Source organism: Streptomyces sp. CB03234, from assembly GCF_001905885.1.
Taxonomy (GTDB): Bacteria; Actinomycetota; Actinomycetes; order Streptomycetales; family Streptomycetaceae; genus Streptomyces.
On record NZ_LIYH01000006.1, the window covers coordinates 411,780 to 435,530 of the forward strand.

The window sequence follows — 23,751 nt, forward strand, 5'->3', positions numbered from 1 at the left end:
CGCGTCGTACCCGGACCTTAGTCGTACCCGGACCTTAGCGGTCGGGCGTGGCGGCCGGGGGCCCGGCTCAGCCCATGTGCAGCATCAGCCCGATGCCCACGACCATCAGGCCCGCCGCCGCGATTCTCGGGGCGCCGAAGCGTTCCTTGAAGAGCAGGGCTCCGATGGCCGCGCCGACGATGATGGAGGATTCGCGCAGCGCGGCGACCGGGGCCAGGGGGGCGCGGGTCTGGGCCCAGAGGACCAGGGCGTAGGCCGAGACGGAGAGTGCCGCGCCGAGGAGTCCGCGGGCGGCGTGGGGGCGGAGCTGGGCGGCCAGGGCGGTGCGGCGGCGGTGGAGGGTGTACGCCGGGATCGCGAGGCCTTGTACGAGCATCAGCCACGCGATGTAGCCCAGCGGGGTGCCCGAGGCGCGGACGCCGACGCCGTCCACGACCGTGTAGCCGGCGATGGCGAGGCCGGTGGCGAGGGCGGCGAGGATCGCCGGCCAGGGCGGGCGGCCGCCGGTGCCCCGGATGCCCCACAGCGCCAGGCCCATCAGGCCCGCGCAGGCGACGGCCACGCCGGTGAGCTGGAGGCCGTCGGGGAGTTCGTCGACGAGGAGGGCCGCCAGGACGGTGACGACCAGCGGCGCCGTTCCGCGGGCGATCGGGTACATCTGGCCGAAGTCGCCGAGCGTGAACGAGCGCATCAGCAGGGCCATGTAGCCGACGTGGAGGGCGGCGGAGAGGATCAGGTACGGCCAGGCGGCCGCGGCCGGCAGTGGGACGAAGCAGGCGGCCACCGCTCCGATCAGCGCCCCGCCGCCGGATATGAGCGTGAAGGACAGCAACTGGTCCTTGATGTGGTGCGCGATCGCGTTCCAGCCGGCGTGCGTCACCGCGGCGATCAGCACGGCGGTGGCGACCAGCGGCGTCACGCCGTCCGCTCGCGTACGTCGACCAGTGTGCCGCCCGCGTGGGCGATCAGCGTCGCGGGGTCGAGCGGGAACACCGTGTGCGGCGTACCGGCCGCGGCCCACACCACCTCGTGGTCGAGCAGGCCCCGGTCGGCCAGCACCCGCGTCCTGGTCACGTGCCCGAAGGGCGGCACGCCGCCGATCGCGTACCCGGTCGTCTCCCGTACGACGTCGGCGTCCGCCCTGGTCACGGCGGCGGCGTCCAGCTCGCGCCGCACCAGCTCCACGTCCACCCGCGACGAGCCGTCCATCAGGACCAGGACCGGCACCCCGTCCGCCGCGAAGACCAGCGACTTGACGATCTCGGACGGGTGGCAGCCGATCGCGGCGGCGGCCTGGGCGGCGGTGCGGGTGGCGTCGGGGAAGCGGCGGATCTCGATGTCGTGCAGGCCGAGCGCGCGGAGGGCCTCGGCGAAACGGGGGTGGGCGAGTGAAGCGCTCATGGCCCGCACGCTAGCGGTAGCTGTACGGGCCATGCGAGTGCGTTACCGGCTGTGGTCACGCCGCTGTGGGCCCGCCCGGTGTCACCGGGCCTTGAGTACGGAGGCGACGAGCGGGCCCGCCGCGTCCCCGCCGTGGCCGCCCGACTGGACGACCGCCGCGGCGGCCAGGTCGTCGGCGAAGCCGGCGAACCAGCTGTTGGAGTCGGCCTGGCCGCCGACTTCGGCCGAGCCGGTCTTCGCGCCCTTGTCGCCGCCGACCCCGGACATGGCCTCGGCGGCCGTGCCGCTGGTCGCCGTGGCCCGCATCATCTCGCGCAACTGCTGGGCGGCGGAGGCCTCCAGCGGGCGGGCGGCGGTGGCGATCTCCCGGTCGTCCAGGTCACGCGGCACGATGACCGGCTGCTTGAAGCTGCCGTTCTTCGCGGTCGCGGTGATGGAGGCGACGTTGAGGACGTTCATCTGGATGGTGCCCTGTCCGATGTACTGGGCCGCCGCCACACCGCCGCTCTCCGCGGGAACGGAACCGTCCTTGGTCACGACGCCCGTCTGCCAGTTCAGGCCGATGCCGAAGACGTCCCGCGCCTCCTTGCCCAGCGCCGTGTCGTCGCCGACGTCGTCGATCAGCTTGATGAAGGCGGTGTTGCAGGACCGCTTGAAGCTCTCCTTGAAGGTGCTTCCCGCCGGGAGGTCGAAATGGTCCAGGTTGTGGAAGGTCCGGCCCTGGTACATGACGTTCTTGGGGCACTCGGCTGGGCGGTCGGCGCTCACCAGGCCCTTCTCCAGCAGCATGGCCGCCGTCACGATCTTCATCGTCGAGCCGGGTGCCTGCACACCCAGGAAGGCCGCGTTCCAGTCGTCCTGGCGGTTGTTGGCGACGGCGCGTATCTCACCGGTGCTCGGCTTGATGGCCACCACCGACGACTCGCCGTACCGCTTCACCGCCTGCTCGGCCGCCGCCTGGACGTCCGCGTCCAGTGTCGTCCGCAGCTTGCCCGGCTCGCCCTTGGTGAGCGTCAGCAGCGTCTGGTCCGCCCCGTCCTCGCCCGGGGACTCGATCCACGTCTCGATGCCGGGCTTCCCGCCCGCCTCGGAGCCGTACTTCTCGCGCAGTTGGTCCAGGATCGGCTTGAGGGACGGGTACTTCTCCGGCGTCAGCTCCACCCCGTCGCGGTCGACGGCCTTGACGGGCGGGTTGGGCGCCTCGCCCGTACGCAGCGCCGACTCACCGGTCAGCTTCGGGTGGATCACCGACGGTTCCCAGTCGACCAGCGGCTTGCCGCTGGTGACGCCGCGTACGACGGTCAGCTGTGAGGCGTACGTCAGACGCTTGGACTGCCCCTCGTACGTCACGGTCGCGTCGACCGTGAACGGCACCTTCGGGCCCACCGGTTGGCCCGGGGTGATGACCGCCTTCGAGACATGGGCCTCGTCCCGGAAGCCGGCGACGGCGGGCGTGGCGGTGCCGGCGTTGTTGGTCAGCTCACCGGCCGCCGCCTCGTCCCCCTTGGCCCACGCGGCGAGGAAGTCCTTCGCGGTCCGCTCGACCTCCTCGGCGGTCACCGGCCCCGAACCGGCCTTCCGCGGGGCCGCGGCCGACGTGGTGGTCGGTGTCGTCCCGCCCGTGATCCCGTTCCACAGGTTGTACGCCCCGTACCCCACGCCACCCGCGACGACGGTGAACACCCCGCCGATGACGGCGACCTTCGCTCCACTGCGCATCGTGCAGTCCCCCTCCCCAGGAGCCCGCTTGAACACGTTCAAGCACGTAATGGGAGCCACCCTACGGGACAGCACTGACAACAGCAGTGAGTTGTTACCCGACCGGAACGTCAGGGCCCCGGACATCGGTCACGAGGTCCGGGGCCCGTGTGCCTACCGGCTCAGCGCGTGGTACTGAGCGCGAAGACGTCGTCGGCGCTGGTCAGCCGCTGCGGCCCGGAGGGCGCGGACTGAGCCGTCTTCCCCGCCTGGGCCGTCTTCCCCGCCTGGGCCGGAGCCGCGGCCTTGGTGCCCTCGGTCAGCTCGTGCGCCGCCTCCGGGTCGCGGGGCGTCTGGAGGGCGCCGTCCTTGGCGGCGACCACGCACGAGGCCGTGGACGCGCAACTGTAGACCGGGCCGTCAGGCCCCTCGTACCAGGACGTGAGGTAGAAGACGTACTTCCCCTTGGGGAGGTCGGCGGTGATGTCCTTCAGGTTGTGGCCCGGGTCGCGGGTGAACTCGACGACCGCGCCGGTCACCCCCGGCTTGCTGGACTTCTCGACCTTGATCTCGACGTTCGAGGTGCGGTTGGGCGGCTTGCCCGGCTCGGTGTAGTCCTTGCCCTCCCCGGCGCCCGTGATGGTGCCGAGGACCACCAGGTCCGAGCGGCTCGCGAGATCCGGGACGCTCGTCGGCGGGTCGACCTCGGAGGCCGCCGCGCCCGCGTGCGCGCCCCAGAAGCCGCCGGACGCCTTTGTGGCGGTGGACGTGCCGTGCTCCCCGTCGGCCTGCGGCGTGCCGGACGAGCACGCCGCCGTGGCCAGCAGGACGGCGAGGGTGGCGGCGCCGGCGGCCGCCCGTGTGATGTGTGTGCGCTTCATCGGTTGCTCACTCTCCTCTGCTCTGCCGGTCCTGCTCAGTAACGGCCGTTGATGTGGTTCTTGTCGTGGTTGGCGTAGTAGTTGTGATCGGGGTTGCCCCGCATGCAGGAACGATTCGCCGAGGAGTAGCTGCTGTTCTTGCCGCTGGCGTGGCCCAGGCCGACGCTGTGGCCGATCTCATGGCACGACAGGGACTTGTAGTTCGAGTGCGGGATCCTGTGGTTGAACACGATGGTGAACTGGTCGCACTTGGACGAGCTGCCGCTCACCTTCTTGACGCACGTGGTCCACGCGTACCAGTTCTTCTGGTCACCCGTGGGGTTCCACGTGGCGTACGCCCACACGTCGACCTGGTTGTTGTACCGGCTGTCCAGGCTTGTCGTCATGTCCGTGGGCGCCAGCGAGTTCTTGCGCGCCCAGTCCATGCCGTTGCGCTGCCCCGACGACAGGTCGTCGTCGAAGAAGAAGCTGTGCGCCTTGTTGTCCGCGAACGTCGGCCCGAAGGAGTTGGCCGAGGCCGGCTGCGTGACGAGTATCAGCGAGCCGACGGCGGCGCCGAGCGCCGCGAGCACACGTGTGCTCCGTCTCATGGTCTTTTCCCCGTATCCCCGTTGGTGCGTGTGTCACGGGGGAAACGGCGATCCCGTACGGACCGCACGAACGGCACGCGCGCCACGTGTGCACACGTGGTCACGCACGCCGCTCAAGGCCCGTTCCCCCCGGCTGTAAAACAGACTACACAGCACAACTGACAACGCGGCGGCGAGATTTGCCTACACCCAGGTGTCCAGCCACATCCGGTCGCGCCAGTCGTCCATCGGGATCGACTCGCCCGTGTAGAGGGGCCAGAAGTAGATGAAGTTCCAGACGATGAGCAGCACGAGTACGCCCGCGCCGACCGCGCCGATCGTCCGGCGGCGTTCGGCCGTCTCATCCGTGCCCGGGGGGCCGAGCATCGCGCCGATCATCATCGCCACCGCGAGACACAGGAACGGTACGAACACCACCGCGTAGAACAGGAAGATGGTGCGCTCCTGGTAGAAGAACCACGGCACCCACCCGGCCGCGACCGCGCACGCGATCGCGCCCGCCCGCCAGTCGCGCCGGAAGAACCAGCGCCACAGGACGTACAGGAGCGCGAAGCACGCCGCCCACCAGAGCAGGGGCGTGCCGATGGCCAGGACTTCGCGGGCGCACTTCTCCGTCGCGTTCGCCGGGCAGCCGTCCTGGCCGGCGCGCGGGTCCTCGTAGAAGTACGAGACGGGCCGGCCCAGCACGATCCAGCTCCACGGGTTCGACTGGTAGGTGTGACCCGACGTCAGGTTGATGTGGAAGCTGTAGACCTCCGACTCGTAGTGCCACAGACTGCGCCACCAGTCGGGGAACAGCCACGACCACGAGCTGTCCTTGCCCTCCGTGGTGGCCCAGTTCCGGAAGTACCCCTTGTCCGTGAAGATCCAGCCCGACCACGACGCGATGTACGTGACGACCGCCACCGGCACCGTCGAGACGAACGCGGGCACCAGGTCCCGCTTCAGGACGCTCTCGTACGGCCGGAAGGCGCCGGCGGTGCGTCGTGCGCCCACGTCCCACAGCACCGTGAGGACCCCGAACGCGGCCAGGACGTACAGCCCGTTCCACTTCGTGGCCGCCGCCAGGCCCAGCATCAGCCCGGCCGCGATCCGCCACGGCCGCCACCCCAGGCGCAGCGTTTCCGCGACCGCCGCGTCCGGTCGCAGCACCCCGTCCGCGTCCACCGGCAGCGCGGCCGCGAGCCGGCGGCGTGAGTGGTCCCGGTCGATGAGGAGGCACCCGAACGCCGCGAGGACGAAGAACATCAGCACCTGGTCCAGCAGTGCCGTCCGGCTCATTACGAAGTGCAGCCCGTCCACCGCGAGCAGCGCGCCCGCCAGGCAGCCCAGGAACGTCGACCGGAACAGTCGCCGCCCGATCCGGCACAGCATTAGCACCGACAGCGTGCCCAGCACCGCCACCATGAAGCGCCAGCCGAACGGATCGAACCCGAACATCCACTCGCCGAGCCCGATGACCCACTTGCCGACCGGAGGGTGCACCACATAACCGGGGTCCGTGGGGACGGCCACCGCGTCGGGGTTCGCCAGGATCCGCGCGTCGACGTCCTTGGGCCACGACCCCTCGTAGCCCTGGTTGATCAGCGCCCAGGCGTCCTTGGCGTAGTACGTCTCGTCGAATATCACCGCGTGCGGCTGACCGAGGTTCCAGAACCGCAGCAGCCCCGCGACGAGCGCCACCAGCAGCGGACCGCCCCACGCCGCCAGCCGCCACAGCCGCCCGGCCACCGCGGGCGGCGCGCCGAGCACCGTCCACACCCGGTCCGAGGGACGGGCGTACGGGGGCACCAACCGCTCGCGCAGGCCCGTCACCGGCCGCGGCACATAGCCGAAACGGCGCAGGCGCTGCCGCCACGGGGGCGGCTCTTTCGCGGCGTCCTGCCCGTGCAGGGCCTTATGAGCAGTACTGGTCACCGCGCCATCGTAGGGAACGCGCCTGTGCGAGTCGCCCGTCCGGGCTGCGAGGATGACCCCTGTGACAGGAACGGTGACCGGAACGCTCGTACTCGCAGGGACCCCGATCGGAGATGTCGCGGACGCCCCGCCCCGCCTCGCCGCCGAGCTGGAGAGGGCCGACGTCGTCGCCGCGGAGGACACCCGGCGGCTGCGCCGGCTGACCCAGGCGCTCGGCGTGCACACGACCGGCCGGGTCGTGTCGTACTTCGAGGGCAACGAGTCGGCCCGTACGCCCGAGCTGGTCGAGGCCCTCGCGGGCGGCGCGCGCGTGCTGCTGGTCACCGACGCGGGCATGCCGTCCGTCTCCGACCCCGGCTACCGGCTGGTCGCCGCCGCCGTCGAGCGGGACATCCGCGTGACGGCCGTCCCCGGGCCGTCCGCCGTCCTCACCGCGCTCGCGCTGTCCGGGCTGCCCGTCGACCGGTTCTGCTTCGAGGGCTTCCTGCCGCGCAAGGCGGGCGAGCGGCTGACCAGGCTCCGGGAGGTCGCCGGCGAGCGTCGCACGCTCGTCTACTTCGAGGCCCCGCACCGCCTCGACGACACGCTCGCCGCGATGGCCGAGGTGTTCGGCGCCGACCGGCGGGCCGCGGTGTGCCGCGAGCTGACCAAGACGTACGAGGAGGTCAAGCGCGGCGGCGTCGGCGAGCTGGCGGCCTGGGCCGCCGAGGGCGTACGCGGCGAGATCACCATCGTGGTCGAGGGGGCGCCGGAGACCGGGCCCGGGGAGCTGGACGCCGACGAGCTGGTGCGCAGGGTGCGGGTGCGCGAGGAGGCGGGGGAGCGGCGTAAAGAAGCCATCGCCGCGGTCGCCGCCGAGGCGGGCCTGCCCAAGCGTGAAGTGTTCGACGCCGTCGTCGCGGCAAAGAACGCGTCTGGCCAGGGCCCGGCAGAGGGTAAGGGACTATCGTGAAAAGCAAAGACCAGACCGTGCGGCAGGCCTTTCGGCATGGGGCGCCCCAAAACCGGTCCATTATTCGACAGGTGCCTACGCACTCCCGCCCGTGAAGGCGTCCACTGGTTGCAGTGGAAAGGAGCTGGCATGAGCGAGACCACAAGTACTCCGGTCGGCCATGAGGCATATGCCTTCGCCTGCATGAACTGCGGGTACGGCTGGGAGCAGGCGTACGACATCGAGCACCACACCGACATCAGCGGGCACGAGTTCGTCGTGTACAAGGCGGGGGGCCGCCGGGTACCGTCGCCGCTCTCCAACCCCACCTGTGTGAACTGCGGACGGCACCGCGTCCGGATCATGCGGGCCGGCCAGGTCTCCTCGGTGCTCGAACTGCTCGCCCAGCACCAGGCCGAGCCGACGAAGGGGTCCGTGGGGTCGGCCGGTCCGACCCTCGGCCAGGAGCGGAAGCAGGAGACGGAAGAGGCACCGCCGGCCGAGCCGGCCAGGGAGCCGCACCACTGGCACCTGTCCGACCTGCTGCACGCCTTCCACCGCAAGTAGGTCCCGGCCGCTTCCGTACGATCGGGGCATGAGTTCCAAGGACGCCCCGCCGCCGCTGCCCGAGCCCCTCGGGGTGCCGGTCGCCGATTCCCACACCCACCTGGACATGCAGGCCGGCACCGTCGAGGAGGCCCTCGCCAAGGCCGCCGCCGTCGGCGTCGACACGGTGGTCCAGGTGGGCTGCGACCTCAAGGGCTCCCGCTGGGCCGCGGAGACGGCCGCGGCGTACGACCCCGTGTGGGCGGCGGTCGCCCTGCACCCCAACGAGGCGCCGCGCATCGTGCTCGGGGACCCCGACGGGTGGTCGCGGCAGGGGGCGCGCGAGGGCGGCGGCGACGCGGCGCTCGACGACGCGCTCGCCGAGATCGACCGTCTCGCCGCGCTGCCCGAGGTCAAGGCCGTCGGCGAGACCGGCCTGGACCACTTCCGTACGGGACCGGAGGGCATGGCCGCCCAGGAACGGTCCTTCCGCGCCCACATCGAGATCGCCAAGCGGCACGGCAAGGCCCTCGTCATCCACGACCGCGACGCCCACGACGACGTCCTGCGCATCCTCGCCGAGGAGGGCGCCCCCGAGCGGACCGTCTTCCACTGCTACTCCGGCGACGCCGACATGGCCCGGATCTGCGCCGAAGCCGGGTACTTCATGTCCTTCGCGGGGAACGTCACCTTCAAGAACGCCCAGCCGCTGCGCGACGCGCTGGCCGTCGCCCCACTGGACCTCGTCCTCGTCGAGACGGACGCGCCGTTCCTGACGCCCGTGCCGTACCGCGGACGGCCCAACGCCCCGTATCTCGTTCCGATCACGGTCCGGGCGATGGCCGGGGTGCGGGGGATCGACGAGGAGGCCATGTCGACCGCGATCGCCGTCAACACCGCGCGAGCATTTGATTACTGACCGATAACGGGCGGAGTGCCGCGTAGGGTAGCGGCGCGACACTGCGTAGTCGAGTTGCTTTGGAGAGTGACCGCCCCTCCGCTAGGGTCCGGGCCTCGTGAGCAACTCCCAGGGCAGTCACCGCGCCGCCACCAGAGGCGGCCGCCGCGCCTCCGGGACGCCCGCGCCCGCGGCCGGGCGGGAGGCATGCGCCGAAGTCCCCGCGACGTACGAGACATGGGCGGCCGCGCCGTCAGGGGCCGCGGCCACCACCACGGCCCCCTTCCCCGAGCCGGTACCCGCGCCCGCCCCCGCGCCGGTCGCCATGTACCGGTCGCTGCCCCGCCAAGGGGCCCGCACATCCCGCGTCGACCCCGAGGCGCCCACCCTCCCGGCGGTGGCCACCGGGGGCCGCGCCGAGGCGCGCCGCGCCGCCCGCCGCCGCAAAGCGGCCGGGACGGGCGGCCCCGAAGGGCTGCGGCGGCTCGTCCCGCAGGCCCTCGTCGTGGCGTTCCTCGCCGGCGGCACCACCGCGTTCGTCGCCAACGACAAGGCCGTGCGGCTCAGCGTCGACGGCGTACCGCGCACCATGCACACCTTCGCCGACGACGTCTCCGAGCTCCTCGCCGACGAGGGCCTGGACGTCGGCGAGCACGACCTCGTGGCGCCGGCCCCGCACGAGGCGCTCGCCAGCGGCGACGAGGTCGTCCTCCGCTACGGCCGCCCCGTCACGCTCACCCTCGACGGGCAGCGCCGCCGCGTGTGGACCACCGCCCGCACCGTCGACGAGGCGCTGCGCGCCCTCGGCGTCCGCGCGGAGGGCGCCTACCTGTCGGTGTCCCGCTCCGCGGCCATCTCGCGGCGCGGCCTCGCCCTCGACGTACGCACCGAACGCACCGTGACCTTCATGGCCGACGGCCGCGAGCGCACCATCCGCACCAACGCCGCCACCGTCCGCGAGGCCGTCGAACAGGCCGGCATCACCCTCCGCGGCCAGGACACCACCTCCGTGCCGCCCGGCAGCTTCCCGCGCGACGGCCAGACGATCACCGTCATGCGGATCACCGCCGGCCAGGAGGTCCGCGAGGAGCCCATCCCGTACGGGGTGCAAAAGGTCGAGGACCCCACCCTCTACACCGGCACCGAGGTCGTCGAACGTCAGGGGCGGCAGGGCGCGCGCCGCGTCACCTACGCGCTCCGCACGGTCAACGGCGTCAGGCAGAAGCCCCGCAGGATCGCCGAGGAGGTCGTACGGGAGCCGGTCGACCGGCTGGTGCTGGTCGGCACCAAGCCGATGCCCACCTCCGTCGCGGGCGCCGACCACCTGAACTGGGACGCCCTCGCCCAGTGCGAGTCGGGCGGCCGCCCGGACGCGGTCGACGCGTCGGGGACGTACGGCGGGCTGTACCAGTTCGACCCCGGCACCTGGCGTGCCCTCGGTGGCAGCGGCGCCGCCCAGGACGCCCCCGCCTCCGAACAGACATACCGGGCGAAGAAGCTCTACGTGCAGCGGGGGCCGACCCCGTGGCCGCACTGCGGCCGTAGGCTGTATCGGTGAGCACCACTGATCCCGACGCCCTCCTCGGCCCCGCCGACATCCGTGAACTGGCCGCCGCGCTGGGCGTACGCCCCACCAAGCAGCGCGGCCAGAACTTCGTCATCGACGCCAACACCGTCCGGCGCATCGTCCGCACCGCGGAGGTCCGCCCCGACGACGTCGTCGTGGAGGTCGGACCCGGGCTCGGATCGCTGACCCTGGCGCTGCTGGAGGCGGCGGACCGGGTGATCGCCGTCGAGATCGACGACGTGCTGGCGGGCGCGCTGCCGGCGACGATCGCCGCCCGCATGCCCGCGAAGAAGGACCGTTTCGCGCTCGTCCACTCCGACGCGATGCACGTCCAGGAGCTGCCGGGACCGCCGCCGACCGCGCTCGTGGCGAACCTCCCGTACAACGTCGCCGTGCCCGTCCTGCTGCACATGCTGGACCGCTTCCCGACCATCGAGCGGACCCTCGTCATGGTCCAGGCCGAGGTCGCCGACCGGCTGGCGGCGCGGCCCGGCAACAAGGTGTACGGCGTGCCGTCGGTCAAGGCCAACTGGTACGCGGAGGTCAAGCGGGCCGGCGCGATCGGCCGGAACGTCTTCTGGCCCGCCCCGAACGTCGACTCGGGCCTCGTCTCCCTGGTGCGCCGCCCGGAGCCGGTGAAGACCACGGCGTCCAAGAAGGACGTCTTCGCGGTCGTCGACGCCGCGTTCGCCCAGCGCCGCAAGACGCTGCGCGCCGCGCTGGCCGGCTGGGCCGGTTCGCCGGCGGCCGCCGAGGCGGCGCTGGTCGCCGCCGGGGTCTCCCCGCAGGCGCGGGGCGAGTCCCTCACCGTGGAAGAGTTCGCACGCATCGCGGAGGCCAAGTCAGCGTGACCGAGAGCATCACCGTACGAGTCCCGGCGAAGGTCAACGTCCAGTTGGCGGTGGGCGCCGCGCGGCCCGACGGTTTCCACGACCTGGCCAATGTCTTCCTCGCCGTCTCGCTGTACGACGAGGTGACGGCGACCCCCGCCGACGAGCTGCGGATCACCTGCTCGGGCCCGGACGCGGACCAGGTGCCGCTGGACGCCACCAACCTGGCGGCCCGGGCGGCGCTCGCCCTCGCCGAGCGGCACGGCGTCTCCCCGGACGTCCACCTCCACATCGCCAAGGACATCCCGGTCGCGGGCGGCATGGCGGGCGGCAGCGCGGACGGCGCGGGCGCGCTGCTGGCGTGCGACGCCCTGTGGGGCACGGGCGCCTCGCGGGAGGACCTGCTGGCCATCTGCGCCGAGCTGGGCAGCGACGTGCCGTTCAGCCTCGTCGGCGGGGCGGCGCTGGGCACCGGGCGCGGGGAGCGGCTGACGCCGCTGGAGGTGGGCGGCACGTTCCACTGGGTGTTCGCGGTCGCGGACGGCGGGCTGTCGACACCCGCGGTGTACGGGGAGTTCGACCGGCTCGTCGCCGGTACGGACGTCCCGGCCCCGGCGGCCTCGCCCGCCCTGCTGGACGCGCTGCGCACCGGCGACGCCGCGCTGCTGGCGGGCGCCCTCGCCAACGACCTCCAGCCCGCGGCCCTCTCCCTGCGCCCGTCGCTCGCCGCCACGCTGGCGGCCGGCACGGAGGCGGGCGCCCTGGCGGGCCTGGTCTCCGGGTCCGGCCCGACGACCGCGTTCCTGGTCAAGGACGAGGACGCGGCCCGTACGGTCGCCGACGCCCTGCTCTCCTCGGGCACCTGCCGCACGGCCCGGGTGGCGTCGTCGCCGGCGCCGGGAGCGACCGTGGTGTGACGGCGTGGGCCGTCAGTCCTCGAGACGTTCGTCGTCGATGTCCACGGTCACGGTCCCGGGCGGGTAGAGGTCTTCGCGACCGGTGAGGATCAGGTCCATGGTCGGCCGGTGCGGGGCGGGCAGGGCGGCGTAGAGAGCGTGGCAGACGTCGGGTCCGCCCAGGCCGCCGCGCACCATCCTCGCGACGGTCACGGAGGCCACGGTGTCGAGCGGGATGACGTCGATGCCGGGAAACGCGAGCGCGGCGTCTCCCGCCGACTCGTCGTCGACCTCCGCCTGCAGCAGGCACAGGGCCGGTACCTGGAGGTGCCGGAACGGAGAGGCGTTGGCATTGTCGGCGACACGCTGGAGCGTGCGGTGCCCGCGCGCGAGAGCGACCACCGCGGACGTGTCCAGGATGATCACGCGGCGTTGCCCTCGGCGGCCCGACGGGCGTTTTCCGCCGCGATCTCGTACACCCGCTCCAGTGCGTGCGGCGTCGCGTCGAACTCCTCGTCGGTGAGCGTGCAGTTCATCCGCTCGCGCATGATGCGGCGGCCTTCCTCCACGCGTTCACGCAGCTGCGCCGCGGTGAGCTGAGACGCGGCGAGCTCCGCGACCAGGGCCCCGATCGTGGTGCCGCGTTCACGGGCCAGCGCGGCCAGGTGGTCCCGGGTGGTGTCGGGCACTTTGATCGTGGAGTCGGCCATGACGCCACGGTACACCGGCGGTACACCGCTGGTGTACCGGATGGCGCGGGATCGCCATGGCCCTGCAGACGCCGGCCCGCTGACGTTGCCCGGTGGCCGCCAGGACTCAGCCGGCCGTCACGGCCATGGTCTTCTTCGCCAGCTCGAACGCCGGGAGCATCTCCCGGTGCTCCTCCGAGTCCAGGCCACCCAGGTGCACCACGACCGCGCCGCGCGGCGTGGTCACCGCGAGCGCCCGCTCCGTCTTCGGACCGTCCTGGGACTCACCCTTGACGGTGTACGTCACCTCGGCGGCGGGCAGCGCCCCCGCCGTGACCTCGCTGTACCGCGCCTGGCCCGCGTTCTCGTCGGCCGTGACGAACCCCTCCAGCACCGCGCGCGGCGTGCCGCCGGCCTTGGCGTCGCCGGTCCAGACGCGGAGGAAGCCGATGTTCCCGGCGGGCTTCGCGTCGATCTCGCAGGCCAGCGCGACGGGCCCCTGGTCGAGCGTCCCGAACTCGGTCGTCACCGCCTCCGCCGTCCACTTCGGCGCCGTCTCGAACGACACGGGCAGCACGCACGGCGTTCCCTTGCCACCGATCACGACCCCCTTGACCGCCGTAGCCGTAGCCGTGGCCGTGGCGCTCGGCTCCGCCCCCGCCGCGTTCGCAGGCACCGGCTCCGACGAACACCCCACCAGCCCCGCCCCGACGGCCACCGCCACGACAACGCCCCGCGCGACTCCGTACCGCCCCATGACAACCCCACCCCTGAGCTTGATCGACCGCCGCACGCTACCGCACCGGTGCGGAACACCCGTGTGCGGCCGCCGACCGGTCCGCGAACCGCTTCAGCGCGGCACGCAGCCCGGCGGGGTCCGGAGTCGCGCCCTCCCGCGGGGCGGCGGAGTAGGGGAACGCCGTGTACAGCGCGGTGGCCCCCGCTCCGGGGCAGACCGCCGTCAGGCGGGGAGTGCCGTCCGTGTCGGTGCGGCTCTGCGGCTTTTCGTAGCGGGCGAACGGGCCGTACAGCGCTGTGAAGTGGTACAGGGGCGTCCCGTCGGGGCCGTCCAGCCTGCACGTCTCCACGGGCGCGGGGGTACGCGGGTGCTCCGCGACCGTCCGTACGTCCCAGGCGCGGGCGGTCGCCGGGTCCACCAGGTCCGCGCACGTCCCGGAGGCCCGGGCGACCGGCTCGGCGAGCCGGTCCACCGGCACCGCGACGTCCTTCACCGGCGAGCCGGTACGGGCGTCGCAGCCGGTCCGCTCGGCGTACGCCGTCACCGTCTCCGTCAGCACGGCGGCGAGCCGCACCCGTGCCGCGGAGTCCCGGAAGTCGCCGCCGCGCGCCAGCCGGGCACGGGCGGTCGCCAGCAGCCCGTCCCCGGAGCCCTTCCCGCAGTCCACCAGCACGGAGGCGACCCCAGTGCGGACGACCGTACTGTCGCGGTCGCCGCCGAAGTCGAACAAGCCGGTCCAGCCGTGCCCGAGGGGCACCGCGCCGCCATCGCCGTCGGACCGGGGCTCCGATCCGTCCGCGCGGTCGATCTCGACGCTGACGCGCCCCCTGCCGTCCCGTTCCACGTCGGCGGTGGCCGCCTCGCAGTACCAGTCCCCGTCCTTGTCGTCACCGCCGTGCGACCGCAGCTCGACGTCCGGGAACAGTGCCCGCACCTGCTCCGCCGCCAGGTCCCCCTCGCACACGGTGTCCAGCGCCCGGTCGTGGCGCCAGGCGTCGTAGCCGCCGGAGAGCCAGAAGTAACCGCCCGCCACCGTCACGACCGCCGCCGTCCACAAAGCGGTGCGCCGCACCCGTCGGCGCCCCCGGAAGCGCGCCCATGCCGTGTCCGTCACACCGGACCCCCGTCCATGATCGACCGCCGCACGCTACCGCACCGCCCGTGGCGGCTACCCTGGTAGGTCGGCCCGTCCCCCTGCACAGGAGTGAAATGGCAGTCAACCTCGTCAATGTCGAGGCAGTCAGCAAGGTGTACGGCACCCGTGCCCTGCTCGACGGTGTCTCCCTCGGCGTCTCGGAGGGGGACCGGATCGGTGTCGTCGGCCGCAACGGGGACGGCAAGACCACCCTCATCCGGATGATCGCCAAGCTGGAGGAGGCCGACTCCGGGCGGGTCACGCACAGCGGCGGGCTGCGGACCGGGGTGCTCACGCAGCACGACTCGCTCGACCCGGCCGCCACCGTGCGGCACGAGGTCATCGGCGACCTCGCCGACCACGAGTGGGCCGGCAGCGCCAAGATCCGGGACGTACTGACCGGGCTGTTCGGCGGGCTCGACCTGCCGGGGTTCCCGCAGGGCCTCGACACCGTCATCGGGCCGCTGTCCGGTGGCGAGCGGCGCCGGATCGCGCTCGCCAAGCTGCTGATCGCCGAGCAGGACCTGATCGTCCTCGACGAGCCGACCAACCACCTCGACGTCGAGGGCATCGCCTGGCTCGCCCGCCACCTCCAGGCGCGGCGCTCCGCGCTCGTCTGCGTCACCCACGACCGCTGGTTCCTCGACCAGGTCTGTACGCGGATGTGGGACGTGCAGCGCGGGGCGGTCCACGAGTACGAGGGCGGCTACTCCGACTACGTCTTCGCCCGTGCCGAGCGTGAGCGCATCGCCGCCACGGAGGAGACCAAGCGGCAGAACCTGATGCGCAAGGAGCTGGCCTGGCTGCGGCGCGGAGCCCCCGCCCGTACCTCCAAGCCGCGCTACCGCATCGAGGCCGCCAACGAGCTGATCGCCGACGTGCCGCCGCCGCGCGACACCAGCGAGCTGATGAAGTTCGCCAACGCCCGGCTCGGCAGGACCGTCTTCGACCTGGAGGACGTGACCGTCACCGCCGGTCCCAAGGTGCTGCTCAAGCACCTGACCTGGCAGCTCGGCCCCGGCGACCGCATCGGCCTCGTCGGCGTCAACGGCGCCGGCAAGACGTCGCTGCTGCGCGCCCTCGCGGACGCCGCCACCACGCAGGGCGAGGCGCAGCCGGCCGGCGGACGGATCGTCGTCGGCAAGACGGTGCGCCTCGCGTACCTGTCGCAGGACGTCGCCGAACTCCCGGCCACGCTGCGCGTCCTGGAGGCCGTCCAGCAGGTGCGCGACCGCGTCGACCTCGGCAAGGGCCGGGAGATGACGGCGGGGCAGCTGTGCGAGCAGTTCGGGTTCACCAAGGAGAAGCAGTGGACGCCGGTCGGCGACCTGTCCGGTGGTGAGCGGCGCCGACTCCAGCTGCTGCGGCTGCTGATGGACGAGCCGAACGTCCTCTTCCTCGACGAGCCGACCAACGACCTCGACATCGAGACCCTCACGCAGCTGGAGGACCTCCTCGACGGCTGGCCCGGTTCGATGGTCGTCATCTCCCACGACCGGTTCTTCATCGAGCGGACGACGGACAAGACGTACGCGCTGCTCGGCGACGCCACGCTGCGGATGCTGCCGCGCGGCATCGACGAGTACCTGGAGCGGCGCCAGAAGATGATCGAGACGGCCGCCCCCGCACCGGCCGCCGCGTCCGCTTCCGCTTCCGCGCCCGCCAAGGAGAGGTCGGCGGGCGACGCGCGAGCCGCGAAGAAGGAGCTGCAGAAGATCGAGCGCCAGCTCGACAAGGTCTCCGAGAAGGAGGCCACGCTGCACGCCCGCATCGCCGACAACGCCACCGATTTCGAGAAGGTGGCGAAACTGGACGCGGAGCTCCGGGAACTGGCGGCACAGCGCGACGACTTGGAGATGCGCTGGCTGGAACTCGCCGAAGACGCCTGACCCTCAGGGGTACGTGGCGAAGGCGTGGAGAGCGGGTAACGAGGGCATCACAGGCCGGTCCTCCCTTGGGTACAGGGGCGGACCGGCCCGTTTCGTGTCGGTGCCGAGTGATAGAAAGAAGCCCCGCTCGACTCACGTAACACTGCGGAATCCATGTCCGATTCGCTCCTTTCCGGCGGTACGTGCGCGCCGGAATCGCGGGGGAGGCCGGTCGGGCAGCGGGCCGCACGAAGGGGGAAGCGCTGATGAGTCAGCCGCCCAGCCAGCAACCGCCGCAGGGGGGCTTCGGGTCTCCGCAGGACCCGCACCAGCAGCCTCCCCAGGCTCCGCAGACGCCTCCCGTCCAGCCGGGCCGGCCCCCGGCCGCCGCACCCGGTTACGGCACACCGCAGCCGCCCGCCGGCCATCCCCCGGTGCCGCCGCAGACGCCGCCCGGCCCCGCCTACGGCGCGCCCCAGCCGCCCGTCGGCCAGCCGGGACAGCCGCCCGCCGCCGCGCCCGGTTACGGGTACCCGCAGGCACCTCCCGGCCAGCCGGGGTACGGCTACCCGCAGGCTCCCGGACAGCCGCCGCAGCCGGGCCCGTACGGCGCGCAGCCCGGACCGTACGGCCAGCAGCCCAACCCCTACGGCGGCCACCCCGGTCAGCCGCAGTACCCCGGCGCGCCCACGCCGCTGCCGGCCGGCAGGAGCGGCCCCTTCAAGGGCAAGCCGGCCGCCGTCATCGGCGCGGCCGTCGCCGCCCTGCTGGTCATCGGCTGCGGCACGTACCTCGCCCTCAGCGGTGACGACACCGACCCCGAGAAGCCCGACGCCAAGGGCGGCTCCAGCGCCGCGCCGAACCCGACCGGCTCCGGCGACGTCGACGAGGGCGACGGCAGCGGTGGCGGCCGCGAGGCCAACGACGACCTGAACGCCGGGCGCAAGAAGGGCGAGGCCAAGGTCGAGTGGCTGAACACCAACGACGTGGACCTGCCGCGCAACGGCGCGGACGTGTACGGCCCGTGGGTCGTCGGCGACACCGTCGTCAAGGCGATGTACAAGAGCGTCGTGGGCTACTCGGTGACCGACGGCAAGAAGAAGTGGGAGGTGCCGTTCACCACCGAGGTGTGCGCCGCCCCGGTCGAGCCGTCCGCCGCCGGCACCATCGTCATCGGCGTCAATGACACGGCCGGCGAGAAGGCCGACTGCACGGTCCTCCAGCAGATCGACCTGAAGACCGGCAAGGCGGGCTGGAAGAAGCCCGTCCCCAAGGGCTCCGGCTTCAGCTCGCTGTCCGAGATCACGCTCGCCATCAGCGGCAACACCGTGACGGCTTCCGCCACCAACAACTCGTACGGCTTCTCCCTGGCCGACGGCAGCCAGTTGTTCGGCAAGCCCGACTCCGACTGTCAGCCGTTCGCCTTCGCGGGCGGGCCGAAGCTGATCGCCGCGGCCAGCTGCCGCACGGGTGACTACGACAAGTCCCAGCACGAGCTCAGCGAGGTCGACCCGACGACCGGCAAGCCGAAGTGGACGTACAAGCTGCCGGCCAACTGGGAGGTCACCAAGGTCTTCTCGGTCAGCCCGCTGGTCGTCTCCACCGAGAACCGCGAGACCGAGAAGTGGAGCATCATCGCGCTGACCGACGCGGGCAAGCTCCGCTCGACCCTCGACGGCGGCAAGGACAAGTTCCAGCCCAAGTGCGGCGGCTCCTTCGTCGTCCTCGCGGAGAACCTCCAGGGCTGCGTCGGGGTCGCCGCCGACGCGAGCACCTTCTACATGTCGACGGTGCCCACCCAGCTCACCAACGGCACCAATGACGTCGTGGCGTTCAACCTGGACACCGGCAAGCCCAAGTGGCGCGCTCCCGCGGGCCCGCAGCGGACGATGACGCCGCTGCGCATGGAGGGCGGCGACGTCCTGCTGTACATGGAGGGCTCCTGGGACCGCGGCGGTGCCGTCGCGACCCTCGCTCCGACGGGCGGCAGCCCGAAGGTGCTGCTCCAGCACCCGGCGTCCACGGCCAAGATCGAGAGCGACTTCTACTCGCCGCGGTACGCGTACGCCGATGGCCGTTTCTTCATCGCCAGCGGCCGCGTCAGCGCGCGCAACGACGCCGAGGAGAAGCAGACGAAGACGATGATGGCCTTCGGCAAGTGACGGCAGGCCCAGTTCCACGGCAACTGGGCGACGCGCGGGAAGTGGTGGTCACGGCGGCCTTCGGCCCGTGACCGCGTCCTGACGTCCGACGCACTCAACCCGATGTCCTTTTCCAGACCTTCAGAGGTACGTACCCCATGACGCAGCCACCGCCGCCGCCGAACCAGCCGCCCAACCAGCCCCCCTCGGGTGGCTTCGGCGCCCCGCAGGACCCCCCGCCGGGAGGCTTCGGCGCGCCCGCCCCGCCGCCGCAGAACCCGGCGTACGGATACCCCCAGGCGCCCCAGACCCCCCAGCCACCCCAGACGCCTCCCCCCGCCCAGCCCCCCGGCTACGGCTACCCACAGGCGCCCGGCCAGGCGCCCGGCGGGTACGGCTACCAGCAGCCTCCCGGCTACCAGCAGCCCGGTGGGTACGGCTACCCCACCGCCCCCACGCAGCAGCCGGTGCCGCCGCAGAGCGGCGGGCGCAAGAAGCTGTCCGCGCAGACGCAGATCATCATCGCCGCGGCCGTCGCCGTGGTCCTGATCATCGGCGCCGGTATCTGGTACGCCGGCTCCAAGACGGACGACCCCTCGAACAACGCCAAGGGAGGGTCTTCCGAGACCACCGGGGGCGGCGGCAACACGGCCCCGGACGGCGGCGGCAAGGAGAAGGTGCCCGCCAACACCCAGGCCAAGGTGGCGTTCCAGCTGCCGCTGCCCAAGGTCACGGACCTCACCGATGTGACCGGCTCCTGGATCACCGACAAGGCGTACGTCAAGAGCGGCGTCGAGTCGGTCGTCGGCTACGACATCGACAAGGGCACCCCCCTGTGGACCACCCCGCTGCCCGGCCAGGTCTGCGCGGCCTCCCGGCACGTCAAGGACAACAAGACCGCCATCGTCTTCGAGCCCGCCAAGCGCGTGCCGCCGAAGAACTACCAGCCCTGCACGGAGGTCGGCGTCATCGACCTGGCCACCGGCAAACTGCTGTGGCGCAAGTCCGTCACGGGCACCGACTCCGGTGACAGCAAGGCCGGGTTCGACGAGGTGACGATCGGCGGCACGACCGTCGCGGCCGGTGGCACGGACGGCGGCGCGGCCTGGGACCTGGCCACCGGCAAGCTCCTGTGGAAGCCCGAGGTCAACGCCGAGGAGTGCGAGGACCGGGGCTACGGCGGCGGCGACGCCCTGGTCGCGGTGCGCCTCTGCGGTCCCATCGACACCCCGGACACGTTCATCCAGAACCTCGACCCGAAGACCGGCGCCCCCATCTCGTCGTACAAGATGCCCGCCGGTGTGGACGGTGCGGGCGTGATCTCCACCAAGCCGCTGGTCGTCGCCGCCGACGTCGGTGACACCGCCGGTGACGGCTCGGGCATCTCGGACTTCTTCTCCCTCGACGAGAAGACCGGCAAGCTCAAGGTCAAGATCTCGGCGAACGGCGAGCGGTACGCGGCGGAGTGCGAATCGTCCGGCGTGGAGGTGTGCACCAAGGCGGTCGTCGGCAACAACCGGCTCTACGTGGCCACCGAGGACCACGAGGGAGGCGGCGACTACGGCGACACCAACGAGATCGTGTCCTTCGACCTCACCACCGGCAAGCCGACCACCGACAAGGCCGACGCGGGTGACCGGTACTCGATGTTCCCGCTGCGGATGGACGGCGGCAACATCATCGCGTACAAGAAGGCGCCCTACGACAAGGGCGGACAGGTCGTCAGCATCGACGGCGGGACCTTCAAGCAGACCGTCCTGCTGGAGAACCCGTCCGACGAGTCCGTCGTTCGCGCGGAGCAGTCCTTCGTCCTGGACACCGCGGAGATCCGGTACGCCGACGGCAGGCTGTTCATCGCGGACTACATGTTCGACGAGCCGAGTACCTCCACCGACACCAAGGAGTACCTGGCGATGGCGTTCAGCACCCACTGAGTGGCACCCCCACCCCCCTGGACGGCCCGGCGCATCGGCTTCCCCGACGCGCCGGGCCGTCCACTTCGTGAGCCGCATGTAGCCCTGTTTGACGAAGAATTCGACATTCTGGGGGGCTTCTGACAAGTAGGGGGCGCGCGACGTCGAACAAGCGTGTAGCTTGCCGGGTCAACAGTGCTGGGGGCGGCGGGGGGCCGGCCCCAGGGGGATGGGGGGTTGCTCGATGGGCGTGCGGCTCATGGTGGTCGACGACCACCGACTGCTCGCCGAGGCACTCGCCTCGGCGCTCAAACTGCGCGGGCACCGGGTGCTCGCGGCCACCGCGCCCACGGCGGGCGCGGCCGAGCTGGTGGTGAGCAGGGCGCCCGAGGTCTGCCTGCTGGGGACGGCCGCTCCGGCCGAGCCGGGGGCCTTCGACCCGATCGTGACGATCAAACGGGAGCGCCCGCAGGTGGCCGTGGTGGTGCTCGGGCCGGTGCCGTCCCCGCGCGGGATCGCGGCGGCCTTCGCGTCCGGCGCCTCCGGTTACGTACGCCATGACGAGCGCATCGAGGGCGTGGAGCGCGCCATGCTGAAGGCCAGGGCGGGCGAGGCGGCGGTGGCGCCGCAGCTGCTCCAGGGCGCCTTCACCGAGCTGCTCAACCCGGCCGCGCAGCCGGACGACGAGGGGCAGCGGCTGCTGCGGATGCTCACGCCGCGCGAGGTGGAGGTGCTGGTGCGGGTCGCGGAGGGCGAGGACACCCGGCTGATCGCGGCGGGCATGAACATCGCGCCGAGCACCGCGCGTACGCATGTGCAGCGGGTGCTGATGAAGCTGGGGGTCGGGTCCCGGCTGGAGGCGGCCGCGCTCGCCGCCCGTACGGGGCTGTTGGAGCGGGCGGCGTCAGGGGCGCCGAAGGGGCCGGACCCCGTCTGAGACGGTCCGGCCCCCGGTGCCTACTCGCCGGGCGGCGTCGGCGGGGCCATCGGGCGCAGCCGCAGCCAGATCAGGAAGAACAGTCCGAGGGCGAGCATGCCCAGGCCCGTCCAGAGGTTGATGTTGACGCCGACGGCCTTCTCCAGGTCCGCGTCGGACGCGGTGAGCCCGGCGACGGTGACGATGATCCCGTAGACCGTGAACAGGCCCCCGATGATGCGCCGGATGTCGAAGAGGCGGGCGGCGGTGGCGGACTTCTTCTCCAGCTCGGAGACTTCACGCTGCAGTTCGGACATGGGTCGGTGCCTCCGGGGCGGTCAGAAGGAGTACGGCAGGTAGCAGGCGGCGGCCAGGACGACGGCTCCCCAGCCCAGCAGGGCGGGACGGCGGTACCAGGCGTCGTCGCCCTCGGACGGCGCCTCCTCCATGCCCGGCGACCTCGTCCCGTACACCAGGCCCGCCAGCTCCGCCTCGGGCTTGGGGGCGGTGAAGAGCGTGACGGCGACCATCACCACCGCGCCGGCGACGAAGCCGACGATCGCGGAGACGAAGTTGGCGCCCTGGTCGGTGGGGATGGCGATGACGCCCTGCTTGTAGATCACGAAGTAGTTCACCATCGCGGCGACCGTGCCCGCGATCAGGCCCCAGAAGCCGGACTTGACCGAGGCGCGCTTCCAGAACATGCCGATGATGAAGACGACGAACATCGGCACGTTGAAGAAGGAGAACAGGGTCTGGAGGTACCCCATGATGTTGGAGAAGCTGGCCGCGAGGAAGGCGGTGCCGATGGAGGCGAGGACGCCGATCGCGGTGATGAGCCGGCCGAAGCGCAGGTAGTAGGTGTCGTCCCGGCCCTTGACCACGTACTTGGCCCAGATGTCGGCGGTGAAGACGGTGTTGAACGACGACACGTTGGCCGCCATGCCGGCCATGAAGGCGGCCAGCAGACCGGTCACGGCTATGCCCAGCACGCCGTTGGGCAGCAGCTCCTGCATCAGCAGCGGGATGGCGTCGTTGTAGGTGAGGTCGGAGCCCGCCGTGCCGATCTTGGGGACGAGGACGGCGGCGACCAGGCCGGGGATCATCACCACGAACACGATGAAGATCTTGGGGAAGGCGGCGATCAGCGGGGTGCGCTTGGCGGCCGACAGGTTCTTCGCGGACAGGGCGCGCTGCACCTCGGCGAAGTTGGTGGTCCAGTAGCCGAAGGAGAGCACGAAGCCGAGGCCGAGGACGATGGTCAGCCAGTTGGCGCCCAGCGGGTTGGGGTCGCCGATGCCGGTGCCGCCCCAGGCGGTCAGGAAGTCGGAGCCGTGGCTCTTCTCCAGCGAGCCGGTCAGGCCGTCCCAGCCGCCGACCCGCTTCAGGCCGAGGACGGTCAGCGGGATGAGCGCGGCGAGGATGACGAAGAACTGCAGCACCTCGTTGTAGATCGCCGAGGACAGGCCGCCGACGGTGATGTACGCGAGGACGAAGAAGCCGGCGACGACGATGGAGACCCACTGCGGCCAGCCGAGCAGCGCCTCGACGACGATCGACAGGGCGTAGAGGTTGACGCCCGCGATGAGGATGGCGGCGAAGGCGAACAGCACGGAGCTGAGCAGGTGCGCCGGCCTGTCGAACCGCTGGAGTAGGAACTCCGGTACGGAACGGACCTTGGAGCCGTAGTAGAACGGCATCATCACCAGGCCGAGGAAGACCATGGCGGGGATGGCGCCGATCCAGTACCAGTGGACGACGGCCACACCGTACTGGGCGCCGGTCGCGGCCATGCCGAGGATCTCCGTCGCACCGAGGTTCGCGGCGACGAAGGCCAGCCCGGTGACCCAGGCGGGCAGGGAGCGGCCCGAGAGGAAGAAGTCGAGGCTGGTCTTCACGCTCGCCCGTGCGGCGAAGCCGATGCCCAGGACCACGGCGAAGTAGATCGCCAGAATCGTGTAATCGAGCCCGTTGGTGGGGAGCCGGAGCCCGTCGGCCAGGTAATGCATGAGTACTCGCTTCGTCGCGTGAACTGATCAGGCCGGAACCTACGCCTCCACGTTCATGATCTGAACACTTCTGTTCGTTTTCTTTGTTTGATTGTGATCGGGTGAGGTGAAATGTCAGGAGCAAGCGCTTGCTGATCCGCTGTGTGAGGGGCGTTGACGGGTGCTGTTGGGCTGTGGTTGGTTATG

22 protein-coding genes are annotated in these 23,751 nt (G+C 71.7%); 10 read left to right on the forward strand and 12 right to left on the reverse strand.

The window, feature by feature from the left end; translation table 11 throughout:
* Positions 1-67: 67 nt before the first annotated feature.
* From AMK26_RS27600 to AMK26_RS27625, 6 genes are all read right to left on the reverse strand, one after another.
* Positions 68-919, reverse strand: coding sequence for an EamA family transporter (locus tag AMK26_RS27600; RefSeq protein WP_073757471.1), 852 nt, complete (start codon positions 917-919; stop codon positions 68-70).
* A complete protein-coding gene (locus AMK26_RS27605; protein WP_073757473.1) occupies positions 916-1,434 on the reverse strand; it encodes a YbaK/EbsC family protein in 519 nt (172 codons plus the stop codon). The genes AMK26_RS27600 and AMK26_RS27605 overlap by 4 nt, the downstream gene beginning before the upstream one ends.
* Positions 1,435-1,482: 48 nt before the next feature.
* Positions 1,483-3,120: a penicillin-binding transpeptidase domain-containing protein gene (locus tag AMK26_RS27610; RefSeq protein ID WP_073757475.1), complete on the reverse strand. Its 1,638-nt coding sequence runs from the start codon at positions 3,118-3,120 to the stop codon at positions 1,483-1,485.
* A gap of 161 nt (positions 3,121-3,281) precedes the next feature.
* Positions 3,282-3,980: a hypothetical protein gene (locus AMK26_RS37100; RefSeq protein WP_073757477.1), complete on the reverse strand. Its 699-nt coding sequence runs from the start codon at positions 3,978-3,980 to the stop codon at positions 3,282-3,284.
* Positions 3,981-4,015: 35 nt separating this feature from the next.
* A complete protein-coding gene (locus AMK26_RS27620; protein WP_241838091.1) occupies positions 4,016-4,570 on the reverse strand; it encodes a hypothetical protein in 555 nt (184 codons plus the stop codon).
* 183 nt (positions 4,571-4,753) lie between these two features.
* The gene (locus tag AMK26_RS27625) at positions 4,754-6,487 is read right to left on the reverse strand and encodes a dolichyl-phosphate-mannose--protein mannosyltransferase (protein WP_073757479.1); all 1,734 of its coding nucleotides are present in this window, start codon (positions 6,485-6,487) and stop codon (positions 4,754-4,756) included.
* 52 nt (positions 6,488-6,539) lie between these two features.
* Here AMK26_RS27625 and rsmI point away from each other — a divergent pair, with 52 nt between their 5' ends.
* From rsmI to AMK26_RS27655, 6 genes are all read left to right on the forward strand, one after another.
* Positions 6,540-7,439, forward strand: a complete 900-nt coding sequence (gene rsmI, locus AMK26_RS27630) for a 16S rRNA (cytidine(1402)-2'-O)-methyltransferase (protein WP_198944172.1) — start codon at positions 6,540-6,542, stop codon at positions 7,437-7,439.
* 129 nt (positions 7,440-7,568) lie between these two features.
* The gene (locus tag AMK26_RS27635) at positions 7,569-7,985 is read left to right on the forward strand and encodes a hypothetical protein (protein WP_073757483.1); all 417 of its coding nucleotides are present in this window, start codon (positions 7,569-7,571) and stop codon (positions 7,983-7,985) included.
* Positions 7,986-8,013: 28 nt separating this feature from the next.
* Complete coding sequence (locus AMK26_RS27640) at positions 8,014-8,883, forward strand: TatD family hydrolase (protein ID WP_073757485.1); 870 nt, start codon at positions 8,014-8,016, stop codon at positions 8,881-8,883.
* A gap of 97 nt (positions 8,884-8,980) precedes the next feature.
* Positions 8,981-10,420, forward strand: coding sequence for a ubiquitin-like domain-containing protein (locus AMK26_RS27645; protein WP_443333192.1), 1,440 nt, complete (start codon positions 8,981-8,983; stop codon positions 10,418-10,420).
* Positions 10,417-11,280: a 16S rRNA (adenine(1518)-N(6)/adenine(1519)-N(6))-dimethyltransferase RsmA gene (gene rsmA, locus AMK26_RS27650; protein WP_073757486.1), complete on the forward strand. Its 864-nt coding sequence runs from the start codon at positions 10,417-10,419 to the stop codon at positions 11,278-11,280. The genes AMK26_RS27645 and rsmA overlap by 4 nt, the downstream gene beginning before the upstream one ends.
* Positions 11,277-12,176 (forward strand): 4-(cytidine 5'-diphospho)-2-C-methyl-D-erythritol kinase, encoded by a 900-nt coding sequence (locus AMK26_RS27655; RefSeq protein WP_073757488.1) that lies wholly within the window; start codon positions 11,277-11,279, stop codon positions 12,174-12,176. The genes rsmA and AMK26_RS27655 overlap by 4 nt, the downstream gene beginning before the upstream one ends.
* Positions 12,177-12,188: 12 nt before the next feature.
* On the opposite strand, the gene AMK26_RS27660 is transcribed toward AMK26_RS27655, so the two are convergent.
* From AMK26_RS27660 to AMK26_RS27675, 4 genes are all read right to left on the reverse strand, one after another.
* Positions 12,189-12,581: a hypothetical protein gene (locus AMK26_RS27660; protein ID WP_073757489.1), complete on the reverse strand. Its 393-nt coding sequence runs from the start codon at positions 12,579-12,581 to the stop codon at positions 12,189-12,191.
* Complete coding sequence (locus AMK26_RS27665) at positions 12,578-12,865, reverse strand: hypothetical protein (RefSeq protein ID WP_073757861.1); 288 nt, start codon at positions 12,863-12,865, stop codon at positions 12,578-12,580. The genes AMK26_RS27660 and AMK26_RS27665 overlap by 4 nt, the downstream gene beginning before the upstream one ends.
* A gap of 106 nt (positions 12,866-12,971) precedes the next feature.
* Positions 12,972-13,601, reverse strand: coding sequence for a lipoprotein (locus AMK26_RS27670; protein ID WP_073757491.1), 630 nt, complete (start codon positions 13,599-13,601; stop codon positions 12,972-12,974).
* Positions 13,602-13,638: 37 nt separating this feature from the next.
* Positions 13,639-14,697 carry a hypothetical protein gene (locus tag AMK26_RS27675; RefSeq protein WP_241838092.1) on the reverse strand — a complete coding sequence of 353 codons (1,059 nt, stop codon included), beginning with the start codon at positions 14,695-14,697 and terminating at the stop codon, positions 13,639-13,641.
* Between the two features lie 95 nt (positions 14,698-14,792).
* On the opposite strand from AMK26_RS27675, the gene AMK26_RS27680 reads away from it, so the two are divergent.
* From AMK26_RS27680 to AMK26_RS27695, 4 genes are all read left to right on the forward strand, one after another.
* Positions 14,793-16,607 (forward strand): ABC-F family ATP-binding cassette domain-containing protein, encoded by a 1,815-nt coding sequence (locus AMK26_RS27680; RefSeq protein WP_073757495.1) that lies wholly within the window; start codon positions 14,793-14,795, stop codon positions 16,605-16,607.
* 245 nt (positions 16,608-16,852) lie between these two features.
* Complete coding sequence (locus AMK26_RS27685) at positions 16,853-18,748, forward strand: outer membrane protein assembly factor BamB family protein (RefSeq protein WP_073757497.1); 1,896 nt, start codon at positions 16,853-16,855, stop codon at positions 18,746-18,748.
* Positions 18,749-18,885: 137 nt separating this feature from the next.
* The gene (locus tag AMK26_RS27690; protein ID WP_073757499.1) at positions 18,886-20,661 is read left to right on the forward strand and encodes an outer membrane protein assembly factor BamB family protein; all 1,776 of its coding nucleotides are present in this window, start codon (positions 18,886-18,888) and stop codon (positions 20,659-20,661) included.
* 223 nt (positions 20,662-20,884) lie between these two features.
* Positions 20,885-21,577, forward strand: coding sequence for a helix-turn-helix transcriptional regulator (locus tag AMK26_RS27695; protein WP_073757501.1), 693 nt, complete (start codon positions 20,885-20,887; stop codon positions 21,575-21,577).
* Between the two features lie 20 nt (positions 21,578-21,597).
* Here AMK26_RS27695 and AMK26_RS27700 read toward each other — a convergent pair whose 3' ends face one another.
* On the reverse strand, positions 21,598-21,873 hold the full coding sequence (locus AMK26_RS27700) for a hypothetical protein (protein WP_073757503.1): 276 nt from the start codon (positions 21,871-21,873) through the stop codon (positions 21,598-21,600).
* Positions 21,874-21,894: 21 nt separating this feature from the next.
* A complete protein-coding gene (locus AMK26_RS27705) occupies positions 21,895-23,565 on the reverse strand; it encodes a sodium:solute symporter family protein (protein WP_073757505.1) in 1,671 nt (556 codons plus the stop codon).
* Positions 23,566-23,751 lie beyond the last annotated feature (186 nt).